We start from the raw sequence: 14078 nt of genomic DNA, 5'->3' as shown, positions 1-14078 counted from the left end.
ACTATTTATATCAGAGAACCCGATCACACACAAAAACTTTTTTTGGGAACAGGAGAAGCGCTATGGAGGCTAAATTGGAGGGTAAGCGGATCCCGCAGGCAAACGTTGGGAACAAGCTGGATAAAAAGAGAAAAAAACGCTACAAACAGCCATGGATTCTGCACTTTATGGTGTTGCCGGCGGCCATTATGGTCTTTATATTTTCATACATTCCGATGTCCGGGATTTTGATGGCATTTCAAGATTATAAACCTGCACTGGGATTTTTCAATTCCGAATGGGTAGGACTGAAACACTTCAGGTACATGTGGGAAAATGATTATTTCCTGCAAATTACGTGGAACACGTTGTTCTTTGCCTGTTCCAAGATTGTCATGAACCTGATTATTCCGTTTGTATTCGCCTTATTACTTAATGAGGTACGGAAGATGGCGCTGAAAAGAACGATTCAAACGCTCGTGTATCTTCCTCACTTTCTGTCCTGGGTTACGCTATCAGGCATTCTGATCGACATTCTGGCCCAGACGGGTATTGTCAATCAGTTCTTGGTTTCGGTATTCGGCATCAAACCGATCTTCTTCCTGGGGGATGGCAGCTGGTTCCGATTCACAATTATTGCGAGTGATGTCTGGAAAGAGTTTGGATTCAACACAATCATCTTCCTCGCGGCACTGTCTGGCATTAACCCTGCACTTTATGAAGCAGCTGAAGTAGATGGGGCAGGACGCTGGAAACAAACGATGTATATTACCATCCCGGCACTGATTCCCATTGGGATCGTAATCGCAACCTTGGCACTGGGTAATGTGCTTAACGCCAACTTTGACCAGATCTTTAACTTATATAGTCCGTTGATTTATCAACAAGGAGATATTATCGATACGTTTGTGTACAGAGAAGGTCTGCTTAGTGGGCAGTTCAGTTTCGCTACCGCTGTGAATCTGTTCAAATCGGTCATCAGCCTGATCCTGATTGTGATCTCGTACCGACTGGCTTACCGATTCGCTGGATATCGAATTTTCTAGAAAGGATGACAAACGAATGTACCATAAAACGATGCCTTACCGCATATTCAGCATATTCAACAATGTGTTACTGACCATCCTTTCACTGCTCTGCTTGCTGCCTTTGTATCACTTGCTCATGGTATCACTTAGCGCATCTGCACCTGCAAATGCTGGTCTCGTAACGTTCTGGCCAATTGGATTTACACTGGAGGCGTATGCGAAAACGTTCGCCAATACAAACTTCCTCTCCTCCTTATGGGTATCTGTGGAGCGGACGGTACTCGGTACTGGACTTGCGTTAATCGTTAATACGATAGCAGCCTATGCGCTTTCCAAGGAGACGCGGGTGTTCCGCGCACGTAACATCTATCTGTGGTATTTTGTCATCACGATGCTGTTCAGCGGTGGCCTCATTCCAGGGTACATCCTGATTCTGAAGCTGGGACTGATGAACACATTGCTGGCCTTGATCCTGCCAGGATTGGTTGCGGTGTTTAACATTATCTTGCTGCTGAATTTCTTCCGTACCGTTCCGAAGGATCTGGAAGAAGCGGCATTTATCGATGGCGCAGGGCACTTTAAAACGTTTATCAAAATCTATCTGCCTGTCTCGGTACCCGTTATTGCAACGGTTTCGCTCTTCATGATGGTAGGGCATTGGAACGCATACTTTGACGGGATCATCTACATCCGTGATGCGGAAAAACTGCCACTCGCGACATTCATGCAGACGATCATCGTGCAGGCTGATATGTCGAAGCTTGATCCGGAAGCAGTAGCGAACCTGTCCCAACGGACGATTCGGGCTTCGCAGATCTTTATCAGCGCACTGCCGATCCTGCTTGTGTATCCGTTCCTGCAACGGTATTTCGTGACTGGGATTGTGGTAGGTGCTGTGAAAGAGTAGTTGAATGTAGGAAATGAATAGGATTGTAAAATGGAGTCACTGAACTGGGGAAGGCCAGGGAGGTGGCTTCTTTTTTGTGTATGAATAAAGAAGTTGTTCATATGTAGTGTATTACCTTTATTTGAATAAAATGGTACGATGATAGCTGATTGAAAGTTATCTTTATTAATCATATAAGAGGGTGTGTACGAAGTGAAAAAAATGATAATTGTTACTCTTGCTTTGTCGTTAGTAAGCGCTTCTCTTGCTTTTGCAGCGACAAGCGCACCACAGAAGATAAGTATATTTTTGAATGGAAAAGAACTAAAGACCAGGGCAGGGACAGAAGTCAAAATAATTGAAAATCATGCTTATATCCCGGCCAGTGTTCTTCGTGATGCAAGATTTGCGGTAGAGTATAAGAACTCCAAGCTTAATCTAGTGAATAGCTATTCTCATTACACTAAAAATTTAATAGAGATGCATCTTTCCAATCATGAATTTACAAGCAAATTCAACAAGATCGAGCAAGAAGTGGTTGATGTTCTTTATAAAGTAATATTAGAAGAGCAAGTTGACATCTCCAGATTACAACAGTTAATAAAGGAAGCCGAATCTAAGGGCTGGATCCGTCCAGAGGTGTTTACTCCAGTACAAGACTATAATTCCTTTGATTTTTCTGATGCGGGTTATAGTGTGGAATCATATAAAAAAGCGAGTACTGAGTTAATAGCCTATGTTAATACCGGGGACAAGGAAAGATTAAAGTCTTTCCACGAAGAGAGAAAAAAGGCGCTTGAGTATTACGATTCTTACACATATATGTATGATAGTATTTTTAAATTGAGCTATATTAGTGCAACAAAATAGGAAGAAAATAGTAATGATGATAAGTGCGGGAGGGAATTCAAAATGGAATTTAGAAGAATAACTTGGGATAATTTTATCGAATGTATTGAACTTAAAGTCACTCCAGACCAACAAAGATTCATATCCTCGAACCAACATGCACTTGCTGAAGCGTACGTTGCCTCAGATGAGGGGCAGATTATTATTACTTTTGCAGTCTATAAGGAAGACAATATGGTAGGTTTTATTTCGATGTACTATGATGACGGGGATGGCAATTTTGATTATAGCAGTTATGGCATCTTCAAGATGATGATTGACCAGCGATACCAAGGTAAGGGATATGGTAAAGAAATGGTAGTAAAAGCAATTGAGTATGCGAGGACTTTCCCACGTGGAAAAGCCAAAGTTGTAGAACTCACCTACAAACCTGAAAATCTAGCTGCGAAGAAAATTTATGACTCTCTTGGTTTTATTCAAACTGGTGAAATATTGGCATGTGGCGAAGTACAGGCGGTATTAACTTTGTAATTGTCCGTTACAGCTCCAATCCTGCTCTTGCTTCATGAGGCCATTGAGCAGTCAGCGGTAGATCATTTCGTGGAGAATGGAAGAAAGCCTGAGAGGTAATCATATTTCTTGAACAGAGGAAATTGGAACGAAGCCCGTTGCCTACACTATGCTGCCCTGTTATAATTTCGATATATCTTTCGTATTGGGGGTTATGACGTGGCAATATGGATGATGCCGGATTGCTCGTTCGCTAGAAAGCCTTACGCAAAGCCTGAATAGGGGCGGACTTTGTGTAGGGCGCGACAAAATGAGATTGTTTGCCCTGGAATCAACATCAACATAATGTTACATCCCGCAGGCTTTGCACCTTATTTGTTCTTCCAATAAAAATAAGGGGCTGAACGCCATGCAAACACCATTTATTCAGAATCATAAATTTAATTATATTCAAAAACAAGCTGATTTCCTGCTCAAAACGCTACGCTCGGTTGTGGATCCCAAAGTATTGGAAACCGTCCGTTATACGGTCGGCAACAATGCGGTGAGCATCTTCGATGAACTCACTTCGGAGCAGAAGCAACTGCTGGAGCAGTTATCCACGTATGAGACGACACATGAATTGCAGACGTATCTGAACCAGCTGGAATCATATCTGATTCTATATCCGCAAGTATCAGCGAAGCAGATTCAGAAGCTGTTTCCAAAGGCCAAGAAGCTCAAAGTACCCGATCTCGAATCCATCGATTACGCACACACAACCTATCTGAGATGGACTGACATTGCGACGAGCCGTTTGTTCATCGTGTACCCGTACGAAGGCAGATTCCTCGGTATTGAGGGACGGATTACATCCACGAACAAAAAAGGGTACTGCATGTTCTGTAATCGGCATCAGGAGCTCGGATTCTTCAACGTGAAGACTAAGGCTCATTCGCCGGATAACTTTTCTTCCATTGCCCAGTACGTATGCATGGATAACACAGCTTGCAACCATAGTATTACCGATATCACTATGTTGGAGAAGTTTCTTCTCTCGACAGTAAAATAATGAAAGACACACAGGCAGGGTCGCTCTTCGGAGCGACCTTTTTGCCGTGTTCAAGCGTAGTGATTCGCCATTGAACGTATCACTAAACTTGAGAATTCATATTCGGTTCATACCTTTTTTCTCATACGATCATGGAGTCGGAATATCGTTGGCATAGTTCAGTCCCAAGTGATGTGCATGGTTCAGCAGTGTCTCATAATGCTCAGGCTTGGATTCCAACGTTTCATATAAAAACTCAACCCTCGATTGGGACACGCCGCAGTAATCGGCAATTCCCACATTGAGCAGGTTGGCGATCGATTGACCATAGTTGCGCTTATGCATCTGTTCTTCCGTCACACCCGAAAGAGAGATCCACAATATCTGCTGATGAGAGAGCTTGTTCGCGCCGTAGGCAAATCCGTTGTTCATGACACGATCCACATAACCTTTCAACATGGCTGGCAGATGCCACCACCAGAGAGGAAACACAAAAGCCACAGCATCGTGTTTCTTCAACCGCTCCATCTCCGTCTCAACCTCAGGCGAGAATACCTGATTTTCTTGGGTATAGTCTGGTTCATCCTTCTCTCTGAGAATTGGGTCGAAGCCAATCCCATGCAAATCCAATATCTCATAACCGTGACCAGCATCGGTAAGACCCTGTGCAAAACGTTGAGCTACCTGAAAGGTCAAGGAGTCTTTTCTTGGGTGGGATACTACAACGAGTACGTTCATATTATCTTTCACTACCTTTCTGGATTGCAGTCTTGTAGCCATAAATCAGTGGCTGATGCTATTATAAACAGGTATGAAAACATCTGGAAGTACGCACTTTGATGTTCTATAGGAAGAATGAAGTGCCATAGGAACATTAAAGTACCCTAAATGGATGGCTCGAAATGGGCTTGAATAATAGAAAGAAGAGTAGCAAAAAGTTTATATTTTCACTTGGGATACAGCCTATTTATGGAGGGGTTCAAAAATGACAGAACATAGAGAAACGAGTGCTCCAAAAAAATATAAAGTAGGCGTGGAAGCGGCCTTGGAAGTAATGGGTGGGAAGTGGAAGCCGTTGATTATTTATCATTTGATGACAGGACGGAAACGCACGTCGGAGCTTCGGCGGTTAATACCGGACATTACGCAGAAGATGCTGACAACGCAGCTCAGAGGACTTGAAAAGGATGAGATCATACAGCGCAAGGTATATTCGGAGGTGCCTCCCAAAGTGGAATATGAGTTGACGGACTACGGATGGGGACTCAAGCCCGCGCTGGACCATTTATGTTATTGGGGAGAAGAGCATCTGGACAAAATCCACGGGGATAAGTTTAAAGTATTGGAGGATTTCGATTCTCAGGAAAGTTGAAGAGAGGGGCACGAGAAGGTGGATGGTGCAGAGCATGTGAAACAGGCAGTTCCCATTCGTTGTGAAGGCGTGGCTGTAGTTCTGTTGAAGAAAAGCCTCGATCAATACCATGTACTGATGCTGAAACGGGCTGGTCGTATGTTGCATAACGAGTGGTGTTATGTTGGCGGCGGGATAGAAAAGGGCGAGAAGGCATGGGAAGCTGCACTTAGAGAAGTTCACGAGGAGACAGGTATTACGGAAGTCCGGTTGTATTCTGCCAATCAATTCGAACAATATTATTCACCCATGGGGGAGTATATCTATACCGCTCCCGTATTCGTAGGATATGTGGATGAAAGCCAGGTTGTCCGGTTAAATCATGAACATATCGAGTACCAATGGATGACGTTTGACGAAGCTAAAGAAAATGCGGCATTGCCCGGAATTGATGATATTTTGGATTTTGTTGAAAAGCATTTTGTCAGAAAAGCCCCTTCTGAGTGGCTTCGGATTAATGGTTAGAATAATTAGGAGGTGGAACTCATCACATACAAGACGATTTATCCAAGAGCATGGTTGAGCCTATTATGTATGTTGGTCATTGAAGCTATGTTTTTCAGAAATATTATTTATGATGAAAATGGTATTATGAAGTACTTCCTAATCGTTATATTGACCTTTATTCTCGGTTATATCGTTTTTCTGCTCTGGCGTTTGTTTTTCACTAAACCCAGTATTACGCTGGAAAGCGATCATGTGATTTCTATGAAACATCAGAGATATGATGCATCTCAGATTGAGTGTATTTATATGAATTACAGACGGATTGGCATCAAACTCTATGGTAAACGGTTAGTGCCGATGGATCTATGTTTTTATTTTCAACGAGGTCAGGAATCCGCAGGCGTAGAAGCTGTGCATGAATGGGCGGCGCGAAACAACAAAGAGATCAAACATAAATTTTTTCAAACCTTGGGGTAGAACAGTGTTTGTGAATATAAGGAATCGTTGAGGAGGTGCAGCTTACTTCTCGTCACAAATTAAAAAGGTCTATTCTTCAATAGCAAAGTAGATTCTATAAATCAACAGGAGAGATACATATGAGATATCGAACGAAAGAATGGTATGAGCTGTGTCAGCGGACAGGGCTTCATTTTGGGATGAGGGTACATAGAGGAACTTACGAATTGGACGAAGCACTTTTCCTGCGACGTTATAAAAGAAAAGAAAAAGATTATATAGAGCTTCAGCGTGAGATGTACAATATAGATCCTCGTTTTTTGCTGGAGCAAAATGGCCATGTTTTTGTATCTGCCGAAAAGTTTCTTAGTGGGAATGAAATATCGGAAGAAGATAAAAAAGTATATCAGATGCCTGCTGAAGAAAGAGAGCGGATCGAGAAATTAATCGCGGATTATGATGTGAGGCCTCCTTTTGACGAGCTACAGCATAGAATTGCATTTAAAGAGATGCAGGAATGGGATTACAAACATCAGAAAGAACGATTACCAAAGGAAATATATGAGCAAATTGCGGATATCCGTGTATTTACGTTGGGTTATTGCACGAGAGAAGTTATGCTTCAGTTGAAGAAACAGAGTGCAGAAAATAGGAGAGAGATGGAGCGTGTATCGAATGAATACAGGGAAGCCATTCTAGCGCAGGATATTCCCGATGAAATACATAATCGGGTTCAATTTCATGATTGTACAGTGACGGAACTGCTGACAGGGGATGAAGTGGTCATTCGTTTTGACATCCGTGGGGGCTTCACCAACATAAATAAACTTACGCTGGTTGCACCCGAAATCATCAAGCAAGACGGTGGGATTGTAGGCAGTTACTGGATGTATCAAGAGCTGTATCGGATCGATAACGGATATGAGCTTCATGTTTTATTTGAGGGAGAGAGTATGCCTGAATTGATTGTTCGCTGTGCTGACATTCTCGTAGAGGTAGAATGAGAGAGGCCAAGAGGATGAATATGGAGGGAATAGAGATGGAATGGACCACCAGTACCTTTGGTTATTTATCTACTCCCGTATTTGTCGTGGGCATTGCGTGTTACTTCTTTCCTGATTTTCTATACAAAATATTTGTTCTGATGAGATATCGAAAAATTAAACCGAATTACGAGTTTGAAGATAACCCACCTAATAGTGATATCCCTAAACATATCGAAATAATATTAAAAGTACTAGGCACCATAATGGTTATATTAGGGATCATATGGTTTTGGTTTTCAGAAGAGTTTTATAACATATTATTTTGACAACAAGGAGTTGGAAACCATTTCGGAATTTATCTGGACTTTAGTGATCTCAATTATAAGTTTAATTGTCGTTCTTATCTTTGCTGCAATTGTACGTTATGCGATAGATTCATCCAAAACGTCTAAAAAGCTGGATGTATTAATCAAAGAAGTACACTATCTGAAAACTGAAATTAAAAAATTGCAACACCATAAGCAGCAAGATAGTAGTAAGAATATTATTGATGAAAAAGTATAGATGAACGACAAGACTTGAAATTTTTCTGAGAAGGGAACGGACCTTGATGAACCCACAGGTGAACGTACAAGCTGTTTTTATAGACAGAGATGGAACAATTGGTGGTACAGGTCATTTTATTCATCCGAGAGATTTCAGATTATACCCCAATGCTCAAGAAGCAATTATGCATTTAAAGCGAGAAGGAATTATGGTACTGGCTTTTACGAATCAATATCGAATCTCACGTGGAGAAGCAAGTGTTGAGGATTTTGAAGAGCAATTTCGTGAGTATGGATTCGATCACTCCTATATATGTCCGCATGAGCAAGAATGCAGTTGCAGAAAGCCTAAACCCGGAATGTTATTACAGGCCTCCGAGGAACACGGTCTGGATTTATCCAAATGCATAGTTATTGGAGATGTAGGAGATACAGACATGCTTGCTGCCCATGCCGTAGGAGCGACCAAGATTATGGTGAGAACAGGGTGGGGGGAATCTTCACTAACCAAATTCAGAGACAAATGGACGGAGACCGAACCTGATTATATCGCAGAGGATATTTGGGATGCCGTACAATGGATCATTGATGGAAGGGAATTTAGAAAATAAAAGACAGGAGGTAACTGTGGATGGGTATGTCAGACTATTACAAAAACCTTAGGGACAAGATCGGCAACGAGCTTATTTTTATGCCAGGTGTAGCTGGGATTATCCGAAATGAACAAGGGGAAATTCTGTTCGGTCGTAAACATAACGAATCAACCTGGGGGCTGATTGCTGGAGCAATTGAGCTTGGTGAACTACCGGCGCAAGCGATGGTAAGAGAGGCACTGGAAGAGACAGGTCTAGTTGTTGAACCCGAGAAGATTATCGGAATATACGGGGGTGAAGCAAGAAGGTTTACATACAGCAATGGTCATCAGGTTGAATATTTGACTATCGTATTTGAATGCGGGATCAGATCTGGACAACTTACGCCCGATAATGAAGAGATGAAGGATCTGCAGTTTTTCCCTGAGGATCAGCTTCCACCCATGGCAAACCAGTATCCAGATTATATTTTTAGCTCCAATCAAGAGGAACGGGCGCATTTTGAAAGATAATCCAACCGACTGTGCGATTAAAATCTAAACTCACTCACCTTATCTTCGACAAATGAATTCAGATCCTAGTTATTATGAGGAGAACCATATGTTAATTAATCCAACGATTAATGAGATCAATGACTTATTCAAGATGCATCATATCAACGAAGAAATATCTAAAATTCAAAGTTTGTCAGGTACCACAGCTGGACGTGTTTATCGGTTGAGTACGAGTCTGAATAAACACTATATTTTGAAATCGGATGAACCCGAACAGATTCACATCGCCCAGCAGTTTTTGGATACGTATAAGAATTCTTCGTTATTGCCTGAAGTTTTGTTGACTGATCCGGATAACACTTATTTTATCTATACGTATATGGAAGGCACGACCCATTTCAATCGGGGACAGAAAAGAGACTGGTTAACTCGTCTGGTGAACGAGCTGTTCAATACATATGTGCGTTCTACAGATACGAAATCATGGGGCAGAATAGAGTTCCCACAGAGGACATGGAAAGAATTCAATCAGATTAGTATTCAAGAAGCAAAGATGAATATCGGAAGTGTTTTAACTACAGATGATTATAATCTGGTTCAATCCAAAGTGGATCACCTGTTTCATGAGGAAGAAGAAAAGTTTCTTTTACATGTCGATACGGGGGTTCATAATTTTGTATATGATCAAAATGAACTCATCGGCGTTATTGACCCATCTCCAATGGTTGGACCTATCCTCTATGATTTCTTGTATGCTTTTAGCTCTTCGCCGGATGATATCAACATCGAAACATTATTTGCTACGTTCGAACTTTTAGAGCAAGTAGATATGGATAAATCCAGATTGATAGAGGAAGCTCTGGTCCATCTATATTGCCGAATTGGGCTGAGTAACAAGCATCACCCTGATGATCTGCCTGAATACTTGAAAGCATGGCAGGAATGGAAGCGATTATGTCAGGAACTTGAACTAACAAACTTTTTACAGCTATCGTAAATGCTTTAGATCAGACTATACAAGACAGGAGAGATATCACAAGTTGGATAACAAAAGTAGTTTGAATCGTCCGAATGCTTGGACGACCTCCGAGATGCTTCATGGCGACTTACTTGCCAGTAAAGAACTTATCTATGACAAGTGTGGCTTTATCTGCTCACAACCACATGAAGAAGCACAAAATGCTGAATACGGGGCGTATGTATTCACCTTAAACTCTCTCTCCATTCGTTTTCGCGTCGCCAAAACCACCCCAACCAAGATTGGACAATTTGTTACCCTGTGGCAGCGGAGTGAAGATGGATCGACACAGCCATATGATGTATCAGATCCAGCAGATATGTATGTCATTAGTACGCGCGCAGGCAGCCACTTTGGTCAATTTGTATTTCCAAAGCATGTATTGTTACAGCGAGATATCATATCGGATCAAGGCAAAGGAGGCAAGCGCGCCATACGTGTATATCCGCCTTGGGACAAGCCAACAAGTAAGCAGGCTGTAAAAACGCAGCAATGGCAGCTGGAATACTTCTTGAAAGTATCTTTTACCGAACCGTTGAACTGTGATCAAGCTCGGGTACTTTATGATAAACCATTATAATCACCTATGATTTAGGAGTGTGGTCATGATCGTATTAACGTCAGCAATAGCATTTACCTTCCTGATCCTAATCGTGATTCTCTTTCAAGTTGCTTTAGCGGTAGGTGTGCCTTGGGGGGAGTACGCCATGGGTGGAAAGTTTCCCGGGAAATACCCTACCTCCAATAATCATTGCCATTTCATAACAATGAGCAACAAAGAAATATACAAAAACAGAGCTCTGGCATGTATGCCAAAGGGCTCTATTAATCACTGCCGTTCCTCATTTATACTTATGATAGTTTAACCCTACATAGAGAAGATCAACGGAGAGGAGCGGTTTTATTATGCCGATCTACTACTACCTTGCAGCAGTTTTAGTTGTAACAGCCTATTTGGTTCGACGTAAGCTCAAGATTTTCCGTCCAGCAGCAGGAAGACGCAGAAAACAGATGAAAGTTACGTACAGACGAAAAAAAGCACCATTGAATCTTGGACTTCGAGAAGAAGTCTCCTATCAGCAAACCATTCTTCAATTGGAGAAGAGTTACAATAAGCATTTTGCCAACAAACTCAAGATCCGAATTCAACAGGAATATCCTCACATGAAAACGCTGGAGTATCGGTGGAAATTGATAGAACTTAAGCGATATTTCATTATGGCTTCATTACTTAAGCAGGTGCCCATGTTCAGTGATGAAGTTGATGATTTGTGGCATGAGATGCTGATGTTTACGAAATCTTACGCTGATTTTTGTGCAGAATTAATGGGTTCCACGGTACACCATGAGCCGGCAATCACCCGCCGCGAAACGCCAGGAGCACGTGCATGGTTTGACTGGGTGTACTGTCAATTATTTGAGTTCACCCCCTACAGTGCTGCAATCTGGGGTGATTTTTTCACTTACCCATTATCCAGTGATGTACAGAAGCTGATCGCACAGGGAGATCAATTCGAACTGGTAAATGAACTGTTTCATGCCAGACGCATGCAGGAGGATCCTGAAGCTGCTCCGGTGATTATCTACTTGATTGATCAACTACGTAGATGCGCAACTCCAAGTAAAGACGAGCTATCTCCAGCGTCTTCCGGAAGTAGCGATGTAGCTCTCGTCATGGCTAGCGCCATGGTGTATTACTCCATGCATAACGAGGCGACATATGGGCTACACATGGGCCGGCTGGAGCAGGAAATTCTTCCACAGGAAAAGGCAGCCTATGGTTCCTCGTCAAGCAGTGGCTGCACGAGCAGTTCCAGCTGTTATGCGGATCAATGTACCGACAGCAGTAGTTCCTCGGGAGGATCTGGATCATCCTCGGGATCATCTTCCGATTCTTCTTGCAGCTCATCCAGCTGTTCATCTTGTGGTGGTGGCGGAGATTAATGAGATTGAGTATTTGGGCTACAGTGAATCTGCAATCTTGAATGAAACAGTCACTAGACAAATGGAGATTGCCGGAAGGGAAAGAGCACATGCGAAGCAACAAATTCACACCGTATTTAAGTTTTATAGGTTTTGGTTTAGTCGTTTTGACCTTGAGTGTGAATGTAAGCTTTAAGCTAGGAATTGAGAAAGGCTTGGATGAAGTCCAAGCTGGAACGCGGAAAAATGAACAAAGAAGATTTCTTGGATCAGATCAAGAAAGTTAAGACCAGTTTGGGAATCAACATCATTTATATTGTTATCCTGCTGTTTCAACTTGGATACGTCATAGTGAACTGGGACGAGGTTAATATTTAGTGTTCTGACCTGCTTTTCCTGATTTTGATAGAAACATACATAACCTTTAGGAGGAATAATCTTGAAAGCATTATCGATCGTCAGTCTTATTTGGTACGTACTCAATTTTTTATTAATCGTAGTTTTTATAGATGGTTCGCAAGAAAGTGCGGAGGTAGCGGCAGGTTTGGGGATTTTGGGTGTCCTGTATGGTGTGCTTTTCTCAATTCTAGCCTTGATCATATCAAGCAAGAGAAAAAAGACCCCTGTGAATGTTCATGAACAACTGCTTCAGCTAGGTGACTTAAAAGAGAAAAATATCATATCGGAATATGAATTCGATCAAAAAAAAGAGAAGTTACTCTCCAGATACAAGTAGTCCAGAGCCCGCTACGGTTAGGTAAAGGCTATTCTATTTTCTACTCATACCAAAAAGCTGAACTTAGGAAAATAAAAACAGGGCGTTCCCTTCACCGGAGAATCTGCCCTGTTTTCATTTAGAAGCAACTAATATTTGTTACCCATCTCAATGGTGATGATGCGCATGGGCATCTGGTGCGTCGCCTTTGACCGTACATAATACCGAGGTGTCATGCAGATGTTTCTCGGACTCCACTTGGAGCGTTACATGTTTGATTTCTTTATGTTCCAGCATGTGTTCAATCTTCTGAACGAGGATCTCGGATGCATAAACATCCATCGTTCCATCCACTACGATATGTGCGGTCAGCGCATTCAGGTTACTAGTAATGGACCAGACATGCACATCGTGTACACCTTTGACACCTTCGACTTGTTTGATGGTCTGCACCAGTTCATTCACATCGACATTGGCTGGAGTGCCTTCCATCAAAATATGCAGGGATGATTTGGTGACATAGAACCCACTTCGTAATACCAACGCCGCGACAATTACACTTGCAAGTGGATCGGCCCAACCCCAGCCAAAGAACATCATGAGCAGTGCTGCCGCAATGGCCCCAACCGATCCCAACATGTCACTGATGACATGGAGATAAGCCCCGCGCATATTCAGGTTATTCTCTGTATCGCTACCACGCATCATGATCCAGGCCACCAGAATATTGATGAGCAATCCAATGACGCTGATGATTAACATGCCTACGGTTGCGACTTCTGGCGGGTTGATAAAACGCCCAATCGCTTCGTAGAAAATGTAGAGTGCAATGGCGATTAACGTAATTCCGTTTAACGTAGCGGCCAAAATTTCAAATCTTCTGTATCCATACGTTTTGCCAGTATTCACCGCTTTTTCACCAAAGGTGAACGCCAGTAAAGCGATCCCAAGTGCAATGGAGTCGGACAACATATGGCCTGCATCCGAGATAAGCGCGAGACTGTTGGTGATAAATCCACCAATGGCTTCAACGATCATATAGATGGTAATAATAATGAAGGAAAACAACAGGACTTTCTTGTTATTGGTGGTGTGAGCGTGGTTGTGTCCATGATCGTGCCCATGGTTCTGATCGTGATGATGTCCGGACATATAAATCCTCTCCTTTGGAGCCTTGCTCCGTTATGTAATATGATTTCTAGTGTGGA

Annotated in this window: 20 protein-coding genes; 18 read left to right on the top strand and 2 right to left on the bottom strand. The window is 42.4% G+C overall.

What is annotated here, in order from left to right:
* Positions 1-62 precede the first annotated feature (62 nt).
* The 5 genes from PAEAM_RS27875 to PAEAM_RS27855 all read left to right on the top strand — a co-directional run bounded on the left by PAEAM_RS27875 (position 63) and on the right by PAEAM_RS27855 (position 4303).
* On the top strand, positions 63-1025 hold the full coding sequence (locus PAEAM_RS27875) for an ABC transporter permease (protein WP_372238352.1): 963 nt from the start codon (positions 63-65) through the stop codon (positions 1023-1025).
* Positions 1026-1041: 16 nt separating this feature from the next.
* Positions 1042-1914, top strand: a complete 873-nt coding sequence (locus PAEAM_RS27870) for a carbohydrate ABC transporter permease (protein WP_100529640.1) — start codon at positions 1042-1044, stop codon at positions 1912-1914.
* Positions 1915-2106: 192 nt separating this feature from the next.
* Entirely contained in the window at positions 2107-2763 is a 657-nt protein-coding gene (locus tag PAEAM_RS27865; protein ID WP_100529639.1) for a hypothetical protein, read from the top strand.
* 42 nt (positions 2764-2805) lie between these two features.
* A complete protein-coding gene (locus PAEAM_RS27860) occupies positions 2806-3273 on the top strand; it encodes a GNAT family N-acetyltransferase (RefSeq protein WP_100529638.1) in 468 nt (155 codons plus the stop codon).
* Positions 3274-3661: 388 nt separating this feature from the next.
* A complete protein-coding gene (locus PAEAM_RS27855) occupies positions 3662-4303 on the top strand; it encodes a FusB/FusC family EF-G-binding protein (RefSeq protein WP_100529637.1) in 642 nt (213 codons plus the stop codon).
* A 129-nt stretch (positions 4304-4432) separates the two neighbouring features.
* Here the strand turns inward: PAEAM_RS27855 and PAEAM_RS27850 are convergent, their stop codons facing one another.
* Complete coding sequence (locus PAEAM_RS27850; protein WP_100529636.1) at positions 4433-5020, bottom strand: NAD(P)H oxidoreductase; 588 nt, start codon at positions 5018-5020, stop codon at positions 4433-4435.
* Between the two features lie 247 nt (positions 5021-5267).
* Here PAEAM_RS27850 and PAEAM_RS27845 point away from each other — a divergent pair, with 247 nt between their 5' ends.
* The 13 genes from PAEAM_RS27845 to PAEAM_RS27785 all read left to right on the top strand — a co-directional run bounded on the left by PAEAM_RS27845 (position 5268) and on the right by PAEAM_RS27785 (position 12891).
* On the top strand, positions 5268-5654 hold the full coding sequence (locus PAEAM_RS27845) for a winged helix-turn-helix transcriptional regulator (protein ID WP_100529635.1): 387 nt from the start codon (positions 5268-5270) through the stop codon (positions 5652-5654).
* Positions 5655-5672: 18 nt separating this feature from the next.
* Positions 5673-6158, top strand: a complete 486-nt coding sequence (locus PAEAM_RS27840) for an NUDIX hydrolase (RefSeq protein ID WP_100529634.1) — start codon at positions 5673-5675, stop codon at positions 6156-6158.
* Between the two features lie 69 nt (positions 6159-6227).
* A complete protein-coding gene (locus tag PAEAM_RS27835; RefSeq protein WP_100529633.1) occupies positions 6228-6617 on the top strand; it encodes a hypothetical protein in 390 nt (129 codons plus the stop codon).
* 119 nt (positions 6618-6736) lie between these two features.
* Entirely contained in the window at positions 6737-7600 is an 864-nt protein-coding gene (locus PAEAM_RS27830) for a DUF4085 family protein (protein ID WP_100529632.1), read from the top strand.
* Positions 7601-7614: 14 nt separating this feature from the next.
* Positions 7615-7908, top strand: a complete 294-nt coding sequence (locus tag PAEAM_RS27825; RefSeq protein WP_133120488.1) for a hypothetical protein — start codon at positions 7615-7617, stop codon at positions 7906-7908.
* Positions 7909-7951: 43 nt separating this feature from the next.
* On the top strand, positions 7952-8146 hold the full coding sequence (locus PAEAM_RS32020) for a hypothetical protein (RefSeq protein WP_100529630.1): 195 nt from the start codon (positions 7952-7954) through the stop codon (positions 8144-8146).
* 46 nt (positions 8147-8192) lie between these two features.
* The gene (locus tag PAEAM_RS27815; RefSeq protein ID WP_165790075.1) at positions 8193-8738 is read left to right on the top strand and encodes an HAD-IIIA family hydrolase; all 546 of its coding nucleotides are present in this window, start codon (positions 8193-8195) and stop codon (positions 8736-8738) included.
* Between the two features lie 20 nt (positions 8739-8758).
* On the top strand, positions 8759-9232 hold the full coding sequence (locus PAEAM_RS27810; protein WP_100529628.1) for an NUDIX domain-containing protein: 474 nt from the start codon (positions 8759-8761) through the stop codon (positions 9230-9232).
* Positions 9233-9320: 88 nt separating this feature from the next.
* Positions 9321-10211 carry a phosphotransferase gene (locus tag PAEAM_RS27805; RefSeq protein WP_100529627.1) on the top strand — a complete coding sequence of 297 codons (891 nt, stop codon included), beginning with the start codon at positions 9321-9323 and terminating at the stop codon, positions 10209-10211.
* Between the two features lie 43 nt (positions 10212-10254).
* Positions 10255-10812: a MepB family protein gene (locus PAEAM_RS27800; protein ID WP_243391490.1), complete on the top strand. Its 558-nt coding sequence runs from the start codon at positions 10255-10257 to the stop codon at positions 10810-10812.
* Between the two features lie 326 nt (positions 10813-11138).
* A complete protein-coding gene (locus PAEAM_RS27790) occupies positions 11139-12176 on the top strand; it encodes a glycine-rich domain-containing protein (RefSeq protein ID WP_100529625.1) in 1038 nt (345 codons plus the stop codon).
* A 225-nt stretch (positions 12177-12401) separates the two neighbouring features.
* Positions 12402-12533, top strand: coding sequence for a hypothetical protein (locus tag PAEAM_RS32575; RefSeq protein WP_279303107.1), 132 nt, complete (start codon positions 12402-12404; stop codon positions 12531-12533).
* A 61-nt stretch (positions 12534-12594) separates the two neighbouring features.
* On the top strand, positions 12595-12891 hold the full coding sequence (locus PAEAM_RS27785; protein WP_100529624.1) for an SHOCT domain-containing protein: 297 nt from the start codon (positions 12595-12597) through the stop codon (positions 12889-12891).
* A 147-nt stretch (positions 12892-13038) separates the two neighbouring features.
* Here PAEAM_RS27785 and PAEAM_RS27780 read toward each other — a convergent pair whose 3' ends face one another.
* Positions 13039-14022: a cation diffusion facilitator family transporter gene (locus PAEAM_RS27780; RefSeq protein ID WP_047842135.1), complete on the bottom strand. Its 984-nt coding sequence runs from the start codon at positions 14020-14022 to the stop codon at positions 13039-13041.
* Between the last annotated feature and the right edge of the window lie 56 nt (positions 14023-14078).

The sequence above is a fragment of the Paenibacillus sp. GM1FR genome (assembly GCF_002803315.1).
Taxonomy (GTDB): domain Bacteria; phylum Bacillota; class Bacilli; order Paenibacillales; family Paenibacillaceae; genus Paenibacillus; species Paenibacillus amylolyticus.
The sequence above is the reverse complement of the archived record's forward strand: the minus strand, read 5'-3'. Positions and strand labels throughout refer to the sequence as shown.

Bases quoted from the DNA above. Each gene is read 5' to 3' on its own strand.
- PAEAM_RS27805 (WP_100529627.1), top strand. From the start codon at position 9,321: ATGTTAATTAATCCAACGATTAATGAGATCAATGACTTATTCAAGATG.
- PAEAM_RS27825 (WP_133120488.1), top strand. From the start codon at position 7,615: ATGAATATGGAGGGAATAGAGATGGAATGGACCACCAGTACCTTTGGT.
- PAEAM_RS27780 (WP_047842135.1), bottom strand. From the start codon at position 14,022: ATGTCCGGACATCATCACGATCAGAACCATGGGCACGATCATGGACAC.
- PAEAM_RS27860 (WP_100529638.1), top strand. From the start codon at position 2,806: ATGGAATTTAGAAGAATAACTTGGGATAATTTTATCGAATGTATTGAA.
- PAEAM_RS27850 (WP_100529636.1), bottom strand. From the start codon at position 5,020: ATGAACGTACTCGTTGTAGTATCCCACCCAAGAAAAGACTCCTTGACC.
- PAEAM_RS27790 (WP_100529625.1), top strand. From the start codon at position 11,139: ATGCCGATCTACTACTACCTTGCAGCAGTTTTAGTTGTAACAGCCTAT.
- PAEAM_RS27830 (WP_100529632.1), top strand. From the start codon at position 6,737: ATGAGATATCGAACGAAAGAATGGTATGAGCTGTGTCAGCGGACAGGG.
- PAEAM_RS27875 (WP_372238352.1), top strand. From the start codon at position 63: ATGGAGGCTAAATTGGAGGGTAAGCGGATCCCGCAGGCAAACGTTGGG.
- PAEAM_RS27810 (WP_100529628.1), top strand. From the start codon at position 8,759: ATGGGTATGTCAGACTATTACAAAAACCTTAGGGACAAGATCGGCAAC.
- PAEAM_RS27815 (WP_165790075.1), top strand. From the start codon at position 8,193: ATGAACCCACAGGTGAACGTACAAGCTGTTTTTATAGACAGAGATGGA.
- PAEAM_RS27855 (WP_100529637.1), top strand. From the start codon at position 3,662: ATGCAAACACCATTTATTCAGAATCATAAATTTAATTATATTCAAAAA.
- PAEAM_RS27835 (WP_100529633.1), top strand. From the start codon at position 6,228: ATGTTGGTCATTGAAGCTATGTTTTTCAGAAATATTATTTATGATGAA.
- PAEAM_RS32575 (WP_279303107.1), top strand. From the start codon at position 12,402: ATGAACAAAGAAGATTTCTTGGATCAGATCAAGAAAGTTAAGACCAGT.
- PAEAM_RS27870 (WP_100529640.1), top strand. From the start codon at position 1,042: ATGTACCATAAAACGATGCCTTACCGCATATTCAGCATATTCAACAAT.
- PAEAM_RS27845 (WP_100529635.1), top strand. From the start codon at position 5,268: ATGACAGAACATAGAGAAACGAGTGCTCCAAAAAAATATAAAGTAGGC.